This is a genomic window from Planococcus sp. TJ-302 (assembly GCF_058268455.1).
The window spans coordinates 1,372,048-1,394,341 of record NZ_JBZDOI010000001.1 but is presented as its reverse complement, the minus strand read 5'-3'; the positions used below and the strand labels follow the sequence as shown (position 1 = coordinate 1,394,341).

At 40.1% G+C, this 22,294-nt stretch carries 18 protein-coding genes and 1 pseudogene; 15 read left to right on the top strand and 4 right to left on the bottom strand.

Annotation, left to right across the window (positions count from 1 at the left end):
* Positions 1–211 precede the first annotated feature (211 nt).
* From AC4EHB_RS06955 to AC4EHB_RS06930, 6 genes are all read left to right on the top strand, one after another.
* Positions 212–1,387 carry a glycosyltransferase family 4 protein gene (locus tag AC4EHB_RS06955; protein WP_490974844.1) on the top strand — a complete coding sequence of 392 codons (1,176 nt, stop codon included), beginning with the start codon at positions 212–214 and terminating at the stop codon, positions 1,385–1,387.
* 117 nt (positions 1,388–1,504) lie between these two features.
* Positions 1,505–2,506 (top strand): glycosyltransferase family 2 protein, encoded by a 1,002-nt coding sequence (locus AC4EHB_RS06950; RefSeq protein WP_490981028.1) that lies wholly within the window; start codon positions 1,505–1,507, stop codon positions 2,504–2,506.
* Positions 2,507–2,658: 152 nt separating this feature from the next.
* Positions 2,659–3,831, top strand: a complete 1,173-nt coding sequence (locus AC4EHB_RS06945; RefSeq protein ID WP_490981027.1) for a glycosyltransferase — start codon at positions 2,659–2,661, stop codon at positions 3,829–3,831.
* Between the two features lie 2 nt (positions 3,832–3,833).
* On the top strand, positions 3,834–5,153 hold the full coding sequence (locus AC4EHB_RS06940; protein WP_490981026.1) for a hypothetical protein: 1,320 nt from the start codon (positions 3,834–3,836) through the stop codon (positions 5,151–5,153).
* 112 nt (positions 5,154–5,265) lie between these two features.
* Complete coding sequence (locus tag AC4EHB_RS06935; protein ID WP_490981025.1) at positions 5,266–6,801, top strand: lipopolysaccharide biosynthesis protein; 1,536 nt, start codon at positions 5,266–5,268, stop codon at positions 6,799–6,801.
* A gap of 205 nt (positions 6,802–7,006) precedes the next feature.
* The gene (locus AC4EHB_RS06930; protein WP_490981024.1) at positions 7,007–8,056 is read left to right on the top strand and encodes a polysaccharide deacetylase family protein; all 1,050 of its coding nucleotides are present in this window, start codon (positions 7,007–7,009) and stop codon (positions 8,054–8,056) included.
* 412 nt (positions 8,057–8,468) lie between these two features.
* Here AC4EHB_RS06930 and AC4EHB_RS06925 read toward each other — a convergent pair whose 3' ends face one another.
* Entirely contained in the window at positions 8,469–8,762 is a 294-nt protein-coding gene (locus tag AC4EHB_RS06925; protein WP_490974838.1) for a hypothetical protein, read from the bottom strand.
* Positions 8,763–9,186: 424 nt separating this feature from the next.
* Positions 9,187–9,990, bottom strand: coding sequence for a neutral zinc metallopeptidase (locus AC4EHB_RS06920; protein ID WP_490981023.1), 804 nt, complete (start codon positions 9,988–9,990; stop codon positions 9,187–9,189).
* A gap of 321 nt (positions 9,991–10,311) precedes the next feature.
* Here AC4EHB_RS06920 and galE point away from each other — a divergent pair.
* A pseudogene (galE, locus tag AC4EHB_RS06915) lies at positions 10,312–11,322 on the top strand (UDP-glucose 4-epimerase GalE); the annotation flags it as partial.
* Positions 11,323–11,519: 197 nt separating this feature from the next.
* Here the strand turns inward: galE and AC4EHB_RS06910 are convergent.
* The gene (locus AC4EHB_RS06910) at positions 11,520–12,419 is read right to left on the bottom strand and encodes a neutral zinc metallopeptidase (protein ID WP_490981022.1); all 900 of its coding nucleotides are present in this window, start codon (positions 12,417–12,419) and stop codon (positions 11,520–11,522) included.
* A 98-nt stretch (positions 12,420–12,517) separates the two neighbouring features.
* Positions 12,518–12,982: a hypothetical protein gene (locus AC4EHB_RS06905; RefSeq protein ID WP_490981021.1), complete on the bottom strand. Its 465-nt coding sequence runs from the start codon at positions 12,980–12,982 to the stop codon at positions 12,518–12,520.
* Positions 12,983–13,859: 877 nt separating this feature from the next.
* Here AC4EHB_RS06905 and AC4EHB_RS06900 point away from each other — a divergent pair.
* The 8 genes from AC4EHB_RS06900 to AC4EHB_RS06865 all read left to right on the top strand — a co-directional run bounded on the left by AC4EHB_RS06900 (position 13,860) and on the right by AC4EHB_RS06865 (position 21,864).
* Positions 13,860–14,012 (top strand): hypothetical protein, encoded by a 153-nt coding sequence (locus AC4EHB_RS06900; RefSeq protein WP_490981020.1) that lies wholly within the window; start codon positions 13,860–13,862, stop codon positions 14,010–14,012.
* A gap of 166 nt (positions 14,013–14,178) precedes the next feature.
* On the top strand, positions 14,179–14,943 hold the full coding sequence (locus AC4EHB_RS06895) for an alpha/beta hydrolase (RefSeq protein ID WP_490981019.1): 765 nt from the start codon (positions 14,179–14,181) through the stop codon (positions 14,941–14,943).
* Positions 14,944–15,272: 329 nt separating this feature from the next.
* On the top strand, positions 15,273–15,935 hold the full coding sequence (locus AC4EHB_RS06890) for a GntR family transcriptional regulator (RefSeq protein ID WP_490974832.1): 663 nt from the start codon (positions 15,273–15,275) through the stop codon (positions 15,933–15,935).
* Between the two features lie 236 nt (positions 15,936–16,171).
* Positions 16,172–17,254, top strand: a complete 1,083-nt coding sequence (locus AC4EHB_RS06885) for an isocitrate/isopropylmalate dehydrogenase family protein (protein ID WP_490974831.1) — start codon at positions 16,172–16,174, stop codon at positions 17,252–17,254.
* A 73-nt stretch (positions 17,255–17,327) separates the two neighbouring features.
* Positions 17,328–18,374 (top strand): tripartite tricarboxylate transporter substrate binding protein, encoded by a 1,047-nt coding sequence (locus AC4EHB_RS06880; RefSeq protein ID WP_490981018.1) that lies wholly within the window; start codon positions 17,328–17,330, stop codon positions 18,372–18,374.
* A gap of 66 nt (positions 18,375–18,440) precedes the next feature.
* Positions 18,441–18,902 (top strand): tripartite tricarboxylate transporter TctB family protein, encoded by a 462-nt coding sequence (locus AC4EHB_RS06875; protein WP_490974829.1) that lies wholly within the window; start codon positions 18,441–18,443, stop codon positions 18,900–18,902.
* A 10-nt stretch (positions 18,903–18,912) separates the two neighbouring features.
* Positions 18,913–20,442, top strand: a complete 1,530-nt coding sequence (locus AC4EHB_RS06870) for a tripartite tricarboxylate transporter permease (protein ID WP_490974828.1) — start codon at positions 18,913–18,915, stop codon at positions 20,440–20,442.
* 30 nt (positions 20,443–20,472) lie between these two features.
* The gene (locus AC4EHB_RS06865; protein ID WP_490974827.1) at positions 20,473–21,864 is read left to right on the top strand and encodes an SLC13 family permease; all 1,392 of its coding nucleotides are present in this window, start codon (positions 20,473–20,475) and stop codon (positions 21,862–21,864) included.
* The last annotated feature ends 430 nt before the right edge of the window (positions 21,865–22,294 follow it).

The window sequence follows — 22,294 nt, the reverse complement described above, 5'->3', positions numbered from 1 at the left end:
AAGCATTGTGGCTATGCCTTTGCGAAGAAGCAGCGTAGCGATGCAGTAGCAGTACGGTTTTCTCTGCTGTTTGCGCCATATCGAGAGATATCTTAGCGAAGCTATTTTCAATATGTTGCTTATTTAAAAAACCATATATAGATTATGACCTCTATTGATCCGTGAATTGTTAAATATAAAGATTGAAATTGGGAAGGAGCATAGCCCATTCATGAAAAAAGTATTAATGTTGGCCTCCGTTGCATCAATGATAGATCAGTTTAATATGACGAATATCAATATACTCCATAACCTTGGTTATGAAGTACATGTAGCCGCAAATTTTGAATTAGGGAATACCAGTTCAGCCCATAGAGTCAATGAATTTAAAACAGAACTTATTAGAAAGAATATTTCTTATCATCAAATAGATTTCTCCCGAAAAGCTACAAATATACGAACAAATGCTGGAGCATATAATCAATTGAAAATATTGATAAAAAAGAACCGTTATGAATTTATTCACTGCCATTCTCCAGTGGGTGGTGTAGTTGGAAGGTTAGCAGGAAAAAAGTTGAAGGTGCCTGTCATTTATACCGCACACGGTTTTCATTTCTACAAAGGAGCTTTGATGATCAACTGGTTATTGTTTTATCCGATTGAGAAACTATTATCGAAATGGACCGATACCTTGATAACTATTAATAATGAAGATTATAAAATAGCCCAGAATTTTCATTCACGACAAGTGAGTTATATACCCGGAGTAGGAGTGGATACTGAAAAGTTCTCAAATTTATCCCTTAGCAGCAACACAATTAGAGAAGAATTAGATATTCCTAAAAATGCATTTGTAGTTCTTTCAATAGGCGAGTTAAACGAAAACAAGAACCATGAAGTATTAATAAAGGCCATCTCAAAATTAAATAATCCAGACTTTTATTTTGTGATTTGTGGTGAAGGAACTTTAAAAAGTCGACTAAATGATCTAGCTAAAGAATTAAAAGTAGAAAATCAAGTGAAAATTTTAGGCTTTCGAAAAGACGTAGCAGAAATCCTGAAAGCTTCAGATGTCTATGGTTTCCCTTCGTTTCGTGAAGGGCTTTCTTTATCTCTGATGGAAGCAATGTCTTCAGAGCTGCCTATCGTATGTTCAAATATTAGGGGGAATAGAGACATAGTCGTAGAAGGTAGGGGGGGGATGCTTTTAAAGCCTCGAGATATAGAAGGTTTCACAGCAGCTTTGAATCATTTATATAATGATGAATCTCTAAGAAAACAGATGGGGAAATATAACAGAGAAGGAGTCTCGAATTTTGGTGTATTTAACGTAAGTAAAGAGATGAAAAAAATATATTCTGAGATGCATATTGATAGAAAGTATGATTTCGAGAGTAAAACTAACTAATGTTACATACATTGATTTTAAATATCTGGAATTTATTAAACTGACAAAACCCCTGCATTTAATTAATCCATACAGGTGAAAGTCGGAAAATTCAATGATATGAAAGGAGAAGGTGATTTGAAAAAATTTAGTATCATTATTCCTGTTTACAATCTTGAAAGTTATCTGGAAGAGTGTCTTGAAAGTATATTGAAACAAAATTATACCGATTACGAAATAATTCTTGTTAATGATGGGTCTACTGATAGGAGTGGGGAAATATGTAAAGATTATTCTTTGAAATATAGTTTTATTAATGTAATTGAAAAAGAAAATGGTGGAGCTTCTGACGCCCGAAATGTAGGCATCAACTATGCAACGGGGGAATATATCTTATTTATTGATGGTGATGATTATATTAACTCAAATACTTTAGTAAAAATAAGTGAAAATATTCAAAAATATGGAAATGTAGATGTTATTTTTCTTGAAGGTGTAAAAATATATCCTGATGGCAAGAAAGTGTTAATTAATGATGGTTATGAATTCGATAAAATATATGGTAAAGAAAAAAGCGAAGTGATTAAGCATATTTCAAAATTAAATAAGTTTCCCGCTTCACCTTGCACAAAAGTTATCAGGCGAAATTTCTTAGTGGAAAAAGAAATTTACTTTATAAAAAACTTACAGTATGAAGACATTGATTGGAGTTTGAAAATATATATGGAAGCAGAAAAGTATTCATATTGTTCTCATTTACACTACTTTTATCGTCAGAATAGAAGTGGATCTGAAACTGATGTATATACTGAAAAGCGTTTTTTAGACTTATTCTACATTTTTAAAAAATGGATGAAATACGCTGACAGAATTAGCATAGATCTTAACTCCAAAGTTTTAATTTATAGTTTATTAGCATATGAATATATTTTCTTGATTTGGGGATATAGCTACCTATCTAGAAAACGTAAGGTAAAGCATAAATCAGACTTGGAAAAGCTTCAATGGATCCTCAACTTTCGTCATGATAAACGGACGAAGCTAATTAAATATATTTGTCATTTTGCAGGTATTAACCTGACTGCTAAATTATCAATGATTTACTTCCAACTTGTAACTGTCAGCCTATCAAAAAAATGACGAATCTGATGCTTTCAAATGACTCGGAAATATTTCCTAAGTGTTTCAAGAATCCAATGATGGTTGAATCAGAATGGAGAATAGAATAGGAAAGTTGTATCGGAAAATATAAAAGAGGAAGTAAATTAAATAATCTTGGTGGGGTGATTACGATGAAATTATTATTTGTTGCTCGAAATATGGAGATGGGTGGGATTCAAAAAGCTCTTGTCAATACTATTAAAGAGTTAAGTAAAAATGAAGAATTTGAAATAGATGTATTTATATTTGGGAGAGGGACTCTCATTGAGGAGCTTCCAGAAAATATTAATCTATATTTTGGTTCTTTGCTTTTAAGGCTGGTTTCTACACCTTTTGCAACAGTCCGAAAAAATGAGAGCTACTTACATATATTTTTAAGAATAGCATGTATGCTGGGCGTGAGAATTATAGGGATTAAAAATTTTTATAGTTTACTTTTTAAAATGCAAAGAAAATTTAAAGGATATGACATTGCAATCTCTTACTTTAATGATATACAAACTGGTTATTTTAATCGGGGAACAAATCAGTTCGTTATTGAAAATACGCACGCCAAAAAAATTGCCTGGATTCATACAGATCCCATCGAAGCAGGTTTTAAATTTAAAAACTCTTTAAATACCTATAAAGAGTTTGACAAAGTTGTTTGTGTGTCGGAAGCTTGCAAGCAAAAATTTCATAAACTTATTCCTGAGTTCGGATTTAAAACTCATGTAGTTTATAATTTTTTCCCTATAGAAGAAATAAAGAAAAAAGCAAGTGTTCTCAATCCAATTGAAAAAAAGACAATTAATTTAGTCTCAGTTGGCCGTATAGACAATTCAACAAAACGTTTTCACTTAATTCCCGAAATAAGCAAACTATTAAAAGAGTCCTCTATTTTAAATTATAAATGGATAGTGGTTGGTGATGGACCAGATATGGAATTGAATAAACAATTGGTGGAAAAATTAAGAGTTTCAGATTTCGTCGAATTTGTGGGCGAAAAAATTAATCCATATCCTTATATCGAAAAAAGCGATCTGTTTGTGCTTACTTCCGCTTATGAAGGCTACCCTATGGTTGTTGGGGAATCAATAATTCTTGGAACACCTGTGTTATCAACTAATTATTCTGCTGCACACGAACAAATAATGAATAATCACAATGGAATTATCACCGGAATGGAATTAGAAGACTTATTCGCGGGTCTAAAAGATATTCTGGAAAATCCCGAAAAACTTGGTGATTTGAAAAAAAATAGTGAAAAGGGAGGTTTTTCAAATTCGAATACAATGAAGCAATTTCTGGAGGTAATAAAATAATTATGATTAGAGAAAATTTGAGTGTAATTATATGTATTTTTTCCTGCTTCTTGGTTGTAATGAAAATTTACACTGGCAGTAATATCTTTTTAATACTATTCATCCTCATTATTTCTTTAGCAATAATAGTCGATAAAATAGAAAATAAATTTATATATCTTTTATTTTTTGTCCCTTGGATATATACATTGAAATTTCATTTTGACCAATTCTCCTTATTCTTATTTTTATCTGCACTGTATATATTCGTATGTGTATTGTATTTTATTATCTCTGACAAAAAAATCCGATTTAACTATTTATTTAGTTACTTTTTATTTGTTGGTTTTGTGATTAGTGTATCTCTCATTCAAGGAGGAACACTTACCCTGGTTTTAGGTTTCTTACTGAATTTCACAGTCGTTTTTTTAGCTGCATTGTTTGTTAAAGATAGAAAACAATTTGGGAAATATACCATTATATATTCCCTTGGTTTGTTAACTGCCAGTGTTTTAAGATTAATTGCTTATGCGATACCAATCATGGATCAATATTTCTTAGATATGGCTACCACATATACTTTAGTTGTTAATGGAAATTTAAATGTTAGATTCGCCGGACTGGATTTAGATCCTAACTACTTTTCAATGCATATTCTTATAGCCGTATCCTGTTTATTGGTCAACTTATACCATAATGATGAAAAAAAACTTATTTCCATCTTATTAATTGTGATGCTTTCGTTGTTCGGTTTATTTTCACTTTCGAAAATGTATTTAGTTTCTCTTTTGTTCTTAATTGTACTAAGCATATTGTCTCTGTTAAAAAACAATTTAAAATTCGGGTTGAAATTTGTTTTTTCGCTGCTTCTTATCGGAGTTGTTGTCACTTCATTCTCATTTGATTATTTCTATGATTCTTTTGCAGAAAGATTAAATCTGGAGGATGCAAATTTAAAAAGCTTAACTACTGATAGAAGTACGGCTTGGGGACTTTATTTAATGGAAATAATAAAGAATTTTAATGTCCTATTATTTGGCGCTGGATATGGAACAGGGACTATAAATGATAGGATGCCCCATAATATATATTTAATTTCCTTCTATAATTTTGGTCTTATGGGTGTCTTAATTATATTATTCTATATTTTTAGTTTAAGAGAAATGTTTTTAATAAATACTAAACAGAAAAAAGTTTTTAATGTGTTGTCAGTAAGCAGCATTCCACTTTTAGTTTTATTATTTTCAAACTTTGCTTTAGATTCTATTGTTATGGATTTCTTTCCAATACATTTGTTTTTAGTTCTTTTTTCATTAACTTATGATAAAAAACGCGTTATATAAGTTCAACTTGTATAGATTCCATAGTGATTCTAGAATTCATTTATATTTGTCGTATTGGGGTGGTAGTGAGCGCAGCTAAGATACCTAAGAAAAAGAAGGCAGGAGAATGTCGATGAGAACGCAAAAAGCAGAATTGAATTTTATCGTGAGTGTCGGAATGCTTTTTGTAGCTGTCCTGCCCGTGTTTCTTTTAAGGAAAGTTTTTCTCGATGCATTAGGGCCTGAAATCCTTGGTTTAACTTCTTTATATTTGAGTATCATTGGTCTTTTATCCCTTGCGGAGCTTGGAATATCGTCTGCTATTGTTTATGCGCTTTACAAACCGTTTGCTGAAAATGATTATGAAAAAGTCATGGGGTATATTCAATATTATAAGAAATTTTATCAGGCGATCGGCCTCATCATCCTCCTTGCAGGAATAGCAGTATTGCCCTTTTTCCCTTTTTTTATAAAAGGGGATATTAACATTAACGATGCCCGTTTCTACTTTTTACTTACTCTTGCAAATACAGTGATTACATACTTCTACTCTGCCAAATTTAGCCTGCTGATTGTTGCACAAGAAAGTTACCGCATCACAATTGCCATTACAGCTTCACTCTCACTGACAGCTGTGCTGCAGATGGTGGCGTTATCTCAGTTCCCAAGTTTCTACTTATTTCTGATAATTCAATTGGTGATAAATATTTGCTATTTCGTTATTATCAATTCATACATCAAACATCGCTTTAAGTGGAGCAAAGTAACACCCAAGACTTTAGAGAAACAGGAAAAGAAGCAGTTGGGGAAGAATATTAAAGCTTTGTTTATCCATAATATCGCCGGGTATGCCGTTTTTGGCACGGACAATCTTCTTATTTCGTATTATCTCAATCTGGCTGTCGTCGGAATATACAATAGCTATTATCTTGTGATCGAGTTTGCAGCAAAGATGGTGCAAAAGGCTTTTAACGGAATTACGGCAAGCATTGGAAACCTCTTGGTCGAAGGAGATAAAGAGAAAGCATATGACATCCATAAAAAACTTTTCTTTTTCAATTTCTGGATAGCTTCTTTTACGGTTATTTCATATTTTAATACAATCAGGCAATTTATCGTTTTATGGCTAGGAGAAACCCAATTTCTCAACACTTTCACCATCACCCTCATTTTGCTGAATCTCTATATAACGATGTTGCGGGTATCTGTCGAAAATTTTAAAGAAGCCGCTGGATTATATCAGCAGGATCAATATGCTGCAATTTTGGAAGCCATCATTAACTTGGTCTTTTCCATTCTTCTGGTCCAATATTTCGGACTTCCAGGCATCTTCCTTGGTACGTTAATCAGCAACCTTTCGATGGTCTTCTGGGTTAAACCAAAAATAGTTTATAAATACGTTTTCCAAGTAAAGCTCCGCAAGTACTTTAGTATGTATTTTAAATATACCGGTATAGCATTAGTGCCTTTAGGTTTAACTTATGCAGCCACGATAAACTTGCAGAATTCTATCACTTTATCTGCATTTCTTATGAATTGCCTTCTGAATATTGTAATTATCAATACGTTTTACTTTATAGTCTTCCGTAAGAATGTTGAGTTTCTATATTTTAAGAAATTAATTTTGGATAAGTTGCCCAAAAAAATGCTGGCCAATCATAACAAGTAGGAAGAGAGCCAAAATTTCATTTTGAACATGGAATATCGATTTTCATTTTCATTTGCGGCATCTTAACCAGTTTAACCTTTCCTTAACCAAGATAATTTAAAGTGAGGCAAGGAGGAAAATTTTACGAAGTTTCCCATGCGAAACTGCCGACGAGCGGCGGAATTGAAAGGCTAATGATCAACCTTACTCAGGAAAGGCGGATAGTATGCAAAAATATGTGAAAAAACAAGTTCAAAAAACATTGAACAATCCCAAGCTTTCAATGTTTACCAACGTTTTCAGCCCTTTATATTCAGGGATCGGCAGTGTACTGATGTTTCACCGCATTGTTGAAAGTGAGAAGGACGTTGTGATTGACGATCTGGAAGTAACTGCTGCCCAGCTGGAAAGAACGATCCGGTATTTTCTCGAAAATAACTACGATATCGTTTCAATTGAAAGAGCGCATGCCATTATAACGGGAAAAGTAAAGGTTGATAGGAAATTTGCAGTTTTTACATTCGATGACGGCTATAAAGATAATTATACGATTGCCTATCCGATCTTCAAAAAATACAATGTTCCTTTCACTATTTATGTCACAACCTGTTTTCCAGACAAAACAGCTACTATCTGGTGGTATGCACTGGAAGAGCTGGTCAAGAAAGTTGAACAGGTGGAATTTCATTTCTTAGGAAAAGATCATCATTACCCCACCAGAACACCAGCTGAGGAAAGGGAAACCTCTTCAATACTCAGGGAAGTTATCTTGAGCTTGGATGTTGAAGAGCAGTATCGCCTTTTTTCTCTGCTTTTTGACGGCAATTCCATTGATTTCCGGCAGTTCTCGGATAGCATGACGATGGACTGGGAGGATATTGAAGAATTGTCCCGCAGTGAACTGGTTACGATCGGAGCACATACAAGCAACCATTACAATCTTAAGAATCTAGACGTACAATCGGTGCGGCGGGAAATCGGCGATTCGAAACGGGAAATCGAATCACGTATTGGAAAAGCGGTTGAGCATTTCGCCTTTCCTTTCGGTTCGGAAAACGAAGCGGGCATCAGGGAATTCAAAATAGCGGAAGAGCTCGGTTTTAAAACGAGCACCACCGTGAGATGCGGAAATATTTTCCCATCCCATTCGGTATACACCAATTGCCTTCCGAGAATCTCACATAGTCCGTTGCTGATGGATTCTTTTCCTCAAATTTTCGCGAACGGCTGTATTCCCGCCTTAATGCAGAAATTCAGACGCGTCGTGACGGAATAAAATCATTAATCGAGCCACAGGCATCCATTTGCAGGTGGCTCTTTAATTTTCATGATTTTACACTATACTTTGCCATTGGTCCTGCCTTCTCCAGATTCACTTATTATGAATTTGAACCCTGTGTAAGTCGCAATTGAATTTATTCAATAAAAATGAGTGCCCTAAAAAAGCCTTCAATGGAATCCAAGAATTTGAAGACAGACTTTGTGTTTTCATTCGGACCTAAGCTTGAAAAAAAGTTTGAGTGGAGGTCGAAGTGAATCACAGGGTAATGAAGTCTAGATCTGGATAGAGATGGCCACGCGGACGAAATCAATGGATTCCGTTCGCGCGGCCATTAATCGTGCTGCTATTTGTGAATTGAAATCAAATATCACACCAAATCGGTGACACTTCCCAATGGAATTATCCATCACTTTCCCATGTCCTTGACGTTAATGACCACGTATGACCCTTTCGCAAGGCTGGTGAATGTGATGGAACGGATCTTTTCCTCAGTATCACGCCATCCGGTATGCTTACCGTGTTTCATATTTTCATCACTGTATTCACTTGCAATCGTGCTTACGGCATGTTCAGAGGAGTCTTCCCCGGTGTCATGCGCCAAAACTGGAGTCACTGAAAAAGCGCCTATGATGGTAAACGAGAGCAGCCAGAAAAAGAAGTTTCTGCTGAAGCGCTTCATGTTTGTCACCTTCTTAGACATATTGTTTCCTCAATGGGCAAATAAACAGGGTGGTAGTAAGGCAATAACGGATGTTCTGATTAATGCAGTCCTCCTTCCTCCGGCATGGTCGGCAATGGAGAGACGGGCAGAATTCACAGGTTGCAGAAACAGGTGTCTTGTTTGCCGCCAGAGGATTGTAAACGTATTTAGGTTCTTTTCCGATTAGAAATCATGCAGATCCGGATTAGAGTGCTATGTATGTGACTTTCTACACAATCATTATACGCTTTTATTGATAAAATTTCAATTAATTATTTAATTAATCAGATAATTATCTCTAATTTTACATCCATATAAAAACCCGCTCCCTAGATATAAATTTAAGGGAGCGGGTTTTTGGGTTTTATTCAAAATGTTGACCGGCAGTGAGGGGGGCCACCGACCGAATCCGACCTTTCAGACGTCACTGAGGGGTGGTCAGATAAGAGTCGCAGCTGGGTACGGATCCGGAATCATAGCCAAGCAGAAACGCGTCGGTCCGTTCTTTTGGTGTGCCGTGTGTCTTATTCAGGTTCGACGAGTCTTCACCGATATCTGCCAGGGTGCGCATGACTTCCCGGATGTCCGTGGTTTCCAGAAGGCCGCGCGCGTAAACCGAATTTGCCCATACGCCGCTTAAACAATCGGCGTTAAGTTCATTGCCTCGAGAAGCCGTTTTAGGTACAGCGTCGCTGCTGATTGGCTGCCATCGGAGCTCGGCCTGCAGATTATGGGCATATTCATGGGCTACGACAAACGCTACGGAGAAATCACCCGCCTCGTATTCAATGAGCGGGTCCAAGTTGGTTTTTAGCGTTCCGTTCCAGAGCTGCAAGGCCATTTCCTGAGTGATGACGATTTGGTCATCCGCTCCGCAATAAAATGCCTGCAGTGGATCTTTTGGTGCCGGCAGCGCGCAATCGGTAACAATCGGCTCTCCAGCGGCCGGGAACGAATAAGTGACGAACGGTTCTGCATAGCCGTCTCCAACCATTACCGGGGACCAATAGGCATCGACATCATTCAATACATAAACAAGGTAATCGTACACCGTGTAATCCACTGGCAGTTCCGTCTTGAAGGCCGGGTTGAACGTTGCGGGTTCTCCTTGTACAAAGGCTTGCGTGTTTTCAGTCACTTCAGTAGATGGATGTGGAGGAGTGCTCCATCCGGCGAGCAATAGTAAAAGTGCTGCGGATATAAAAACTCGGGCTAACTTTTCGGTCATCATGAACATCTCCTAGCTTTTAATGAGAAAATCCACAAGCGCAGCGAAAAACTAAATTCAAAATATTATAACAATTAACTATCATTTCATCATATAATTGATTTATTGGTGATTTATTTTTTGTTTTCGGAGTCGGCAGGAGCTTCCGGCAAATTCATTGATTTCTTCCCAGGGATATTTTTTAAATGAATATCGAATATTCAGATTTTTAACTTCTTTTTAACATAAATTCTTTACGATGAAGATACGTTCCTTTGACCAATATTATTTCTAAGGAAAGTAACTTTGCGTAAAGAGTCTTATGAAAAAGGGGAGTGAACCATGTCAATTTTAATTACGGGCGGAGCTGGCTTTATCGGAAGCCACGCAGCAGTAGAGCTGCTGAATAAAGCGCATGACATTGTCATCGCAGATAATTTGGGCAATAGCCAGATGGAGTCGATTTTGCGCATCAAGGAATTGAGCGGCAAGGATTTTCCGTTCTATGATGTTGATTTATTGGCAGCTGAAAGTCTGGATGAAGTTTTTGCCGCACACAAGATCGAAGCTGTTATGCATTTTGCCGGATTCAAGGCGGTCGGAGAATCCGTAGAGAAGCCATTGGCCTATTACCACAACAACATAACGGGGACATTGAACTTGTGCAAGGTGATGGCGAAGCACGGCGTGAAAAAGCTCGTGTTCAGTTCTTCGGCTACCGTCTATGGAAGCCCTGAGAGCCTGCCGATAGATGAAACCTTCCCGCTCTCTGCGACGAATCCATACGGGCGCACGAAATTGATGATTGAAGAGATTCTGCAGGATTTAACCCTTTCTGACAATTCCTGGCGCATTGCCGTGTTGCGGTACTTCAACCCGATCGGAGCTCATGAAAGCGGTAGAATCGGCGAAAATCCAACAGGGATCCCGAACAACCTGATGCCGTATATCACCCAGGTGGCTGCCGGAAAACGGCAACAGCTGCAGGTCTTTGGAAACGATTACGAAACCCACGACGGCACAGGGGTGCGCGATTATATCCATGTCTCGGATCTCGTGAATGGGCACCTGAAAGCCCTCGAATACTTAGAAGGCAATCAAGGAATCGAAACGTTTAACCTGGGCACGGGTGTTGGCTATAGTGTCCTCGATTTAGTGGATGCCTTCAGCAAAGTCAATGACATTGAAATTCCTTATCAAATCACGGCAAGACGCCCTGGGGACATTGCTGCCTGCTACGCCAATCCGCGAAAGGCGAAGGACTTACTGGCATGGCAGGCGGAAAAAAGCTTGGAGGACATGTGCCGGGATTCCTGGCGATGGCAAACGAAGAATCCGGATGGTTTTACCGAAACCTTGGCTAACCCTGTCATGAACATCCAAGTCCCAGCGAAAGAAGCAATGCTGCAGGATGTTAACTTGGCACAACAATTGAATGAACAAGAAATCCACTCCCAAGAATGAACGTTCGTTCGAGGGAGTGGATTTTCCTTTCATCACTGAAAATGATAATGCAGTGAAAAGAACCACTCCATGGGAAATCGTATTGTTTATTGCCCCTTATAGGCGTTCAACAGAAACGCATCGCAATCTGACGCCATCCCACTGTCGTAGCCAGCGAAGAATGCCTCTATACGTTCTTCTGCAATGCTTTGAGGCTCAGAACCCCCTAATTTATCATCCCCAATGCCAATCAACGCGTTGATCGCTTTTTCAATGTCTTGGGTTTTAAGTTGGTCGCTGTGGTAACTGGAACTGGTCCATATACCCGCGAGGCAATAAGCATTATTCTCGGTTGCAGTTAGCGGCAATACAGGTTCGTTTGCTTTTCCATCTTCGAGCGGCTCTCTTCGGAGCCAACCCAGATCCGCTTGCAGCGAGTGGACGTATTCATGGACCAACAGCAACGCCACCGAAAAGTCATTCACGACAAAATCTGTCGACACTGCATCCCTTCCATTTAAAGTTCCGTCCCAAACCTGCTGCGCCATTTCCTGGGTCACGACGATCTGGTCATCAATGGGGCAAAAAAAGGCATCGACTTTTTTGGTGAACCCGCATTCCGTGAAATAACTTTCCGCATCTACCGCGCTCGGAAACGAATAGTCGACAAAAGGCCGGCTGTAGCCGCCTTGATGCATGAGGTCTGCCCAAAATTCATGGACATCGTAAATCACGTAAGTCATATAGTCTTCCATGGTGTAAGTGGTGACATCAGTTTCAAAACCCGATCTTAATTCTTCTCCGGGTGCAGCAGGTTCCGCTTTTGGCAAGTTAAATTCTTGCGGTTCTTCGACACTTTCGGTTTTCAATTCCTGCTTGGTGGTAACTGGCTCCCGCGTTTGCGGCTCTTCGGTCATGAGGTATGCAGGGCCTTGAATGGTATTGCATTGTGACAATAACATCATCATGGTGCCGGTAATAAGAATTTTGAAAAACTCATTCAGCATCATGAGCCTCTCCTTTCTTACATGGAGCAATGGTTCTTTGCAGACAATGGATTAGCTGGTTTCTCTATTTAGCAGTGCTCTTTCCTTGATATCGCATGTTAGATGGAGCATGAATTTGCAGCCGGTACCGAATGTACATGGCCATTGCTTTCCCATTTCATCACGTTCAATACCGTATAGGTACCTGAAGGCAAATTGTAGAACGGCATGAAAATCATTTGCCCATGTGTAGTGGCGCTGCGCCAACCTGGGTTTATTCCTTGGTTTAAGCCATAGGGTGTTACGTAAGCATAAGCAGGAAAAGTTTTAGCTTCTCGGACTTTGATAAATAGGGAACCGTTCCATTGATAAAGAACGGGCTTCCAATGGACAACATCATCTTCTCGCCCCCACCACGCAGTTGCGTGATTCGGTGGGAATGCTTTAACGACATATTGGCCTGTATGCTGGATATATTCACAGGAAATCGCGCGCACGGAATGGGGAGGGGTGTTATCTCCATTGTCATGCGCCAAAATAGATGCGGCTGAAAAAGCACCTAATAATATTAGTGTAAGCAGCAAGAGAAATAGGCTCCTTCGGATGAGCTTCATGGGTCGTCACCTTCTTAGTTATATTTTTTCTTCGAAGGGGCAAATAGACAGGATGAATGTATGGAATCAATGGATGTTTTGATTAACGCAGTCCTCCTTCCTCGATAATAATGGGCAGACGGGCAGAATTTCAGCGTGTGCAGGAAAAGTGTCTTGTTTGCCACCAGATGATTATTGGTGTGTAAAGTTAAAGAGCGCAGGGTTCTTATTCAGAAAGAAGCCAGCTTTTCGGGTTGTAGAGCTATGTATAAGACTTTAAGCACATTTATTATACGATTTTATAGATAAAATATCAATAAATTATTTAAAAATTCAGATAATTACTTATGTTGATTTACTGTTTTACTTCCGTTTGTAGCATCAGTAGGGTGGAAGAGTTAATCAAACGTCTGCTTTTTTGTTTTTTGCTGGCTTTGGAAAATATTATGCCCCTCAAGGGAAGTAAATGAAAATATTGGAGATAAAGCTGATTAAGTCTTCGATATTATAGTAGACTCGCATGCTTATTATTGGCAGCAGCTCTACATCTCATTATTTGCTGGTAAGATTTATGAATTCTGTTTTGAAAACGATCCAGTTTGTGTCCTGACATAGAGAGGCAGATAGAATGGCGAAACAAGAAATCCTTCATGAAAGATGTATGGTCTATCGATATGCTTATTATTCTGACTGCGTATAATGTAAGGAGGCCATATGAATAGGATACTGCCTGTAAATGTGCTGCGAACGGCGTGATTTCATTGGCGTTGCGCATATAAAATATGTATTCATCGGATTCAATAGAAATTAAGCCAGTTCGAGCTACCTGGGAGATCTGACTGCTGCGCAAAAATGGATTTACTTGGCCGTGGCCGGCATGCTGCTTTTCGGGGCGAAAGCGGTTGTAGAACTTAATTTTCAGCGCTTGCTGACAGACGGGCGGTTGGCGAAGGCGCCGGTAGTTATTTCAGTGGTTTCGACGGCATGGTTTTTGTATACGATGAATGAATATTTGATGTAGCAGTATTACATGGACTCAAAAGAAACGTGGGGCTTGAGGTAGAGAAAATATTACGCTGAATTTTAAAACCTAGTTGACAAGTTGGTTTTAAATGGTGTCTACTATTAATAACCTTTTACGTTATGCCAAGTTGCTGAATGGAAGGTGGGATGGGAGGGGAAAACAGATGGATAAACAATTGTATCCTGTCATTCAAGGGGCCGAGTCGTTTTTATTGGAAGGCAATAGAGTCGGGGTTTTGATGTGCCACGGCTTTTTAGGGACTCCGCAGAGCATGAGCGATTTGGGTCAGGCGATTGCTGCCCACGGCTATACCGTGTCTTGTCCAAGGCTTCCTGGGCACGGCACGCATTTCAAGGACCTTGAACGCTTTTCCTCAAGCGATTGGTTTGCGCGGGTGGAAAAAGCGTATGCGGAATTAAAAAAAAGCTGTTCTACCATTTTTGTCATAGGGCAATCCATGGGCGGCACCTTGACCTTGGATTTGGCGAGCCGCTACGGTGATATAACCGGCATTATACTGTTGAATCCAGCAATCGATATTCCTGCCTTCGAAGTTTACCGCGAAAAGCCTGCACGCGGCTATGTCGATGAAGGCAAACCGGATATCAAGAAGACAGATGCGGTCGAAATCACGTATAGTGAAGCGCCGATTCGGGCGTATCAAGAATTATTGCGCTACATGGATTCGGTTGAAGGGAAGCTCGGCCGTATCCATTGCCCGGTCGTGGCTTTTCAGTCGCTGGAAGATCACGTCGTCCCGCCGAGCAATACCAATTTTATTTTGGACAAAGTCCAATCAGAGACGAAGCGTAAATACGAGCTGCAAAATTCGTACCATATTGCTTCGATGGACCACGACTTGGAATTCATCATCGAAAAGTCGATTGGGTTTATAACAGAAAGAGTGAGGCTCTCCAAGAAAGTATGAACAACTGCTCTACATACGTGTAAGTGGAATGGATAATTTACTTTCCGGTATGCCGCGCAAAGTTAGGACAAAAATTAATCTTTAAATACATATACCCCATGAAATAGAGCGCACCTTCAATTGAATTGGAAGTGCGTTCTTTTTTCATGGGGTGTTAATGGCAGCATTAAAAGTCCGGAAATAGTCGAGTAAAACCCTTTGCTTTTAAATAGCGTCTCCTATATAGTGACAATAACGGTATACCAAAATGGTTTTTATTTATCTTTTATTGGTGTTATTTAAAGGCACTGAGAGTAGTTTTTATCTATTAAAGAATAGAGGTGAAAAAGATGAAGAAAGATCTTGTATTCAATAATTTACGGGAAACGATTTTAAGCGGCTATTTTCGTCCCGGTGAAAACTTAAGTGAAAGAGAAATTGCTGAAATGTTGGGGGTCAGCCGGACACCTGTCCGGGAAGCTTTTCAACAGCTGGAAAAAGAAGGATTGGTCATTTACACACCCAAAAAAGGGGTCGCCGTCCCATCGTTTTCTTCTCAACAACTAAAAGACCTTTATAGTGTTAGAGAATACATGGAAGGGTTATCCTCGAGATTGCTTGCCGAGAAGCAGGATAAAAGTTTTGTAGAGGAAATGCGGGAAAATGTGAGGCTGGCTTCGAAAGAAGATGATGTAAAAAAACAGTCAGAAATAAACGGACATTTCCATCATTTAATGGCGGATAATACAGAAAATCTCTATTTAATCAGCATATTTCAAAACTTGCATTCAAAAATAAGTTTGATACGTTCTACTTCGCTATCTCATCAAAACCGGCTCAAAACAAATCTCAAAGAGCATTTGCAGATTTGTGATGCTATTGAAAGCGGAGATCCTGATTTAGCGGAACAAGTTGCCAGAGCCCATATCCGAAGCAGTATGAAATCTGCTCTCTCCGTTATAGAAAGCGATTCTCTTATACAACGCATACAGATTGACTATGAAGCAAAATAGAATAATCCTTAAACACTTCCGCCGCAAAATTAGCGCAAAGCTATTATTTGTAGCGGAGGTGTTTTTATTTTGGAGAAATTTCAATATAAATTAATCAGAAAAATCTAAATTGGTGAAAATTTATGTTGTTTTTTATAATTGTTAGGTGTATAACTAAATTATTGGTACACCATAACGGTATACCAAAATGGTGTGCCGCCATAAATTGGTGTGAAAGCAGAGGAGGAGTGGAGTAAATGCAGTATAAACTTGGGGTTTTAAAAGGTGATGACATTGGGCTTGAAGTAGTCCCGGCAGCAGTAAAAGTAATGAAAGAAGCATTGGCCAATTTTCCAGAAGTCGATGTAGAATGGGTGGAATTGCCGATTGGGCATACATCTTATATGGAAAGTGGAGAAACTTTCCCACAGGAGACACAAGACAAGCTGAAAGAATTGACGGGGTGGATCTTAGGACCGATCGGACATATGGCTTATCCGAAAGATGATCCGAAAGCGATCAATCCTCATCCGATTATTCGGAAAGTGTTTGATCTGCACAGCAATGTCCGACCAAGCAAATCATTCAACAATGTCCAATCGATTCATAAAGATGTGGATTTGGTCGTTGTCCGAGAAAACAATGAAGGATTTCAGCCAGATCGAAATATGTTCGCCGGCACAGGTGAATTTATGCCAAATCCAGACTTGGCGATGTCGGTTCGTGTGATTTCAAGAAGAAACTCAACAGCGGTGGCAGAATCTGCGTTTGAGTTGGCGATGCAGAGAAGAAAAAAAGTGACGGCTATCCATAAAGACACCGTATACAAATTGGGATGCGGCTTGTTTGTAGAATGTTGCAGAAATGTAGCAAAAAACTATCCCGAAGTTGAATTTGATGAATTGATTGTAGATTCTGCAGCAGCTGCTTTGGTTATGAAGCCTCAAAAATTCGATGTGCTGGTAACAACGAATATGTTCGGCGACATCTTATCGGATTTAACTTCGGGCCTAGTGGGCGGCTTAGGAATGGCGCCTGGACTTAGCATCGGCAGTGAGTATTCAATGGCACAAGCAACACATGGTTCAGCACCGGATATTGCCGGAAAGCAATTGGCGAATCCTTACGCCATGATTTTGTCAGGGAAAATGCTGCTGGAGTGGTTGGCGATTAAATACGATGACCAAGCAATGCTACAAGCCGCACAAGCGATTGAAAAAGCGGTTTCGGAAGTTATCGTCGAAGGAATTATGACACCTGATATGGGCGGAAGCGCTACTACGGATGAAATGACCGAAGCGATTTGCAATCAGTTGAGCAAGAAAATAACTATCTCTTAAGACAAAAATGTAAGCGTTTACTTTAAAGGGGTTTTATCGTTTTAAAAAATCATACAAAGGGGTGTATAAAATTATGGCATTGAAAAAGTGGTTACCGGTGTTGCTGTCAGTATCTGTGGTTATGGGGTTAAGCGGATGTGGAGAAGAGGCATCAAGCGTGGCTGATGCGGATTCAGGTGAGAAAAGTGGAGAAACGGCTACAGTTGATTTCCCGACACAACCGATAACGGCAGTAGTACCTAACTCAGCGGGTGGTGGCAACGATGCTGCAGCAAGAACATTATCCAAATTAATGTCGCAATTGGAATTGGTTACAGAGCCGATTACGGTGCAAAACAAACCGGGCGGCGGCCAGGCTGTCGGCATGGCTGAATTTGCAACAAAGTACAATAAAGACTCGCATAGCCTTTATGTCGGTTCACCTCCAACGATCATTAATAATCTCAGAAATGAAGGAAACAGCCCTTATGGCTATAAAGATGTGACGCCGTTAGGGATGATTTACAGTGATATTGCGATATTAGCAGTGAAAAAGGATTCGAAATACAAAGATTTAAAATCATTTGTGGCGGATTTGAAAGCAAATCCTGAAGCAATTTCCATCGTCGGCGGATCGGGCCCTGGCTCACAAGATCATTTGACTGTTATGCTGCTTGCAGATAAATCAGGGATCGATCCTAAAAAAGTGAAATATATCGGCTACGATGGCAGCGGGGACGCGTTAACTTCCTTGCTTGGTGAAAATGGCGATGCACTGACAACTGATTTGTCGGGCATTACTGAATTTGTGAAATCCGGAGATGTTCGAATCTTGGCTGTAGCTTCACCGGAGCGGCTAAGCGGTGACTTGGCAGATGTGCCGACTTACACAGAGCAAGGCGTGGATTTAGTCTATTACAACTGGAGAGGAATTTTCGGGCCGAAAGATTTGGATCCAAACATCGTCGGTTTTTGGGATGAGAACTTAAAAGCCTTGACGGAATCACAGGAATTTAAAGATGAAATCGCCGCTAGTGGTTTTGTACCGGGATATTTGGACTCTACAGAATTCGCCACATACTTAGAAGAACAGGAAGTTATGTTTAAAGAGATTTTGGGCAAGCTTGATATGTTGAAATAAAGAGTAGAGAGAAAAAAGGAGAAAGAAATTTCTCCTTTTTGCCTCTTTGAGAAAGGGGGATGTTTTGTGAATAAAAACTTTGACCGCTATGCTGGAGTTCTATTTCTGGCTGTTGCTTCTTTTTTTATCATTGAAAGCCAAAAAATCAATACTGCTTCGTATGGAAGTTCAGTGGGGCCAAATATTTTCCCGCTTGGAATAGGAATTCTTTTGGGCATCTTGAGCCTTCGGCTTATCTATGAAACCTTTAGCTACCAAAAAGACGAAATGGAAAAAGAAAAATTGAATTACAAAAGATTTGGCATTATTTTAGGGGCGGCCGTTCTGTATTGCTTGTTCCTGGAGGATGTGGGCTACACGGTTACGACATTCCTTTTCTTACTAATCGGGTTCCAAGCGATGAAAAAAGGGAAGTTGCTGGCATCCATTGCAATTGCTGCATCATTTTCATTAGGTGTTTTCTTTGTTTTTAATAATTTACTCAATGTCCCTCTCCCATCATCTTCTAGTTGGCTGGGCATACTGTAGGAGGTCATTTATGAATACTTTTGATTTTTTGATGCAAGGCTTTGCCGTAGCGTTTCAATGGCAAAATATTCTTTTCGCTTTTGCAGGCGTGCTGATTGGGACAGCCGTCGGCGTATTGCCAGGTATCGGGCCGATGAACGGAGTTGCGTTGCTTTTACCAGTCACAGCATCTCTGACAGCAGGGTTAAGCCCTGATAATGCGGCGGCTAGTGCGTTGATTTTACTAGCTGGAATTTACTACGGAGCCATGTACGGCGGATCTACTACATCCATCCTCTTGAATACACCTGGAGAGTCGGCATCGGTCATGACGACTTTAGATGGTTACCAGATGGCTAAAAATGGCAGAGCGGGTGCGGCGTTGGCCATTTCGGCCATCGGTTCTTTCGTGGCTGGCATTGTAGCATTGATCGGGTTGATTTTACTGGCAAAACCTTTATCGCTCATTGCCATTCGTTTTGGACCTGCAGAATATTTTGCACTTATGGTGCTGGGCCTGCTTGCGGTAAGCGGACTTGTTGGAAAATCGATGACAAAAGCATTGATGATGATGATGCTTGGGCTAGCTTTAGGAACTGTCGGAATAGATGCGGTTTCGGGTTCCGCTCGTTTCACGTTTGATATTCCGGTTCTGTACTCGGGATTAGCATTCTTGACAATTGCAGTCGGGCTTTTTGCTCTAGGAGAAGTATTTAAAACTACTTTGGAAAAAGACTCGACAGATGCACCGATTGCAAAAATCACGCGGGTAATGCCGACAAAACAAGATATGAAAGATTCTGCTTTCCCAATCGCTCGTTCTTCTGTGCTCGGTTTCTTCATCGGGGTTTTGCCAGGAGCAGGAGCGACAATCGCTTCCTCATTTTCCTATGTAATGGAAAAGAAATTGAGCAAAAATCCAGAGAAGTTTGGGAAAGGTGCGATTGAAGGAGTAGCGGCACCTGAAACGGCCAACAATGCTGCCGCCGGCGGTGCGCTTATTCCGCTTCTGACACTCGGCATTCCGGGTTCTGGAACAACTGCTATTATGATGGGTGCTTTTATCATGTACAATATCCAACCGGGTCCGTTATTGTTTCAAAACCATCCCAACGTCGTATGGGGATTGATCGCCAGTATGTTTGTCGGCAACTTGATGCTGCTGGTTTTAAATATGCCATTGGTTAAAATCTTTGCAAAACTTATCGATACACCGGTCAAGTATCTAATGCCGCTGATCATCGCTTTCTCGGTATTTGGAGTATACGCTGTTCAATTCACTACTTTCGATCTGATGCTTTTACTGGTTGCGGGTGTGTTTGGTTATTTTCTATCGAAAAATGATTTCCCATTGCCTCCATTGGTGTTAGCGCTTGTGCTAGGGCCAATGCTGGAAAATAACTTGATGAGAGCTTTAACTCTTTCAAACGGAGATTATATGATTTTCGTTGAAAAACCGATGGCAGCAGTATTTCTGGTGATTGCTGGCCTATGGCTTGCAGTGCCTTTGTTCTTGAAAAACAAAAACAATAAGATCAAAAAGGCATTGGTTGAGAATTAATGCGCCATCCTTCTTTGGGAAGTGATTAAGTTGTACCAACTCGTATTCGCTTCTTTGAATGTTTTTGCGATTTTGCTGTTTTCTGTTCTGGTTCCTGGACCGCATGCGGAAATGTTAATTATTTTAACGTTTGCGCTTACTGGTTGGAGCATGAAGCTATTGCCTTCTTCTGTTGTTTCACTAGCCATCATTGTTTTGATTCCGATTTTGGGTTTAGGAACATTTGAAGAAAGTTTATCAGGATTCAGTAAACCGTTTGTTTGGTTGTTGGTATCAGCATTCATCTTCGCAGCAGCAATGGAAAAAACAGGAATCGGCAAAAGAGTCGCTTTTAACCTGCTCCATTTTGCAAAAGGCAACACGAAGCGGACCGTCCCTTTTCTGTTTTTGGTGCTGATCGTACTAGGTTTTTTCATCCCTACTGCAGCTGGACGCACTTCGACAATCATTCCGGTTTGTTTGGGAATGATCGGAGTCGTAAAAGACAAACAGCAGGCAATGAATTTTGCCAAAACCATCATGATAGGTGCCACCTTCACATCCGGTTTTATCTGTTGGGCACTTCTGACGGGGTCGAATTCTTCCATTTACGCGGTAGCGGCCATTCAGACGACAATCGGCTATAAATGGAATTATCTCAATTGGCTCGTCTGCAGCTTTCCCATAATGCTTGTCGTGGTCGGGTGTTTGTGGCTTGTATTGAAAAAACTGTTTCCGATAGATGATGAAGCTGTACCAAAAGACGACAGCTTCATCAAAAACGAATTGGCAGCACTCGGGAAAATGACCGCTGCTGAGTTGAGGATCATGGTTTTAGGAATCCTTGTCTTGGTCAGTTGGACGACAGAGCCTTATCACGGTCTTTCAGTGCCGCTGACTGCTTTGATCGGTTCGATCATTACCTGTCTGCCGAAAGTCGGTGTTCAAAAATGGAAAGAGGTATCTCCTGTCATTTCATGGGATGCCGTCATTCTTTTCGGAGCGGGCTTTGCAATTGCTGATGCGATTCAGAGAAATGGAACAGCTTCTTGGCTCGCTATGCAAATAACGGAATTCATCCCGACAGCGAGTCCATTCTGGGCAGCTCTTTTTATCTTGGTCCTGGTCTTGTTCATGCGGTTGGGATTTGCTGAAATGCTGGCTATCACCGCCACCATTTTGCCGATCACGCTAAGCCTTGCAGAAATGTGGCAGATTAATCCGCTGTGGCTTGCTCAGGTTATGCTAATCGCTTGTTCTTTTGGGTTGTTTTTTCCTTTTCAGTCCACATCCAATTTACTTACCTTCAGTTATGGGTATTACACAGAGAAAAACTTACTTCACACCGGATTATTGCTCGCGCCGATGGTGATTGTCATCGTGTTGCTCAGCGCAATGTATTATTGGCCGTTGGTTGGTTTGGATTCTGAATTGCCGAAGTGACAGGCTGGCCTGTAATGTGATTTTCTCTGGAGAGAATCGTTTCATTGACCTCTTTTGAAGCATACTGAAAAACACCTCCATATTGTGGTTGTTACTACATAGCAGTGACCAAAGAGTATGAGACAAGTAAAGACACCTTTCGTTGAAAAACGGGTATGAAAAAACCAGTAAATCAACATGGAGGTGTTTTTTCTGTGGCTACAAGAGCCTGTTATCCAGTAGAAGTCAAAATGAAGGCGATTAAGATGAGGCTGGCCGGGATATCGGTCAAAATCGTCATGGAGTAATTAAATATTAAAAGCTATTCCCAGCCGAAGAATTGGATGAAATGGCACTGGGAAGATGTGCATCATCGGTTGCACCAGCCGATAGGCAACTAGTATAAATACGACAAATAAAAAAGAAAAAAGCCGTTGCCAGGAATCTTTGA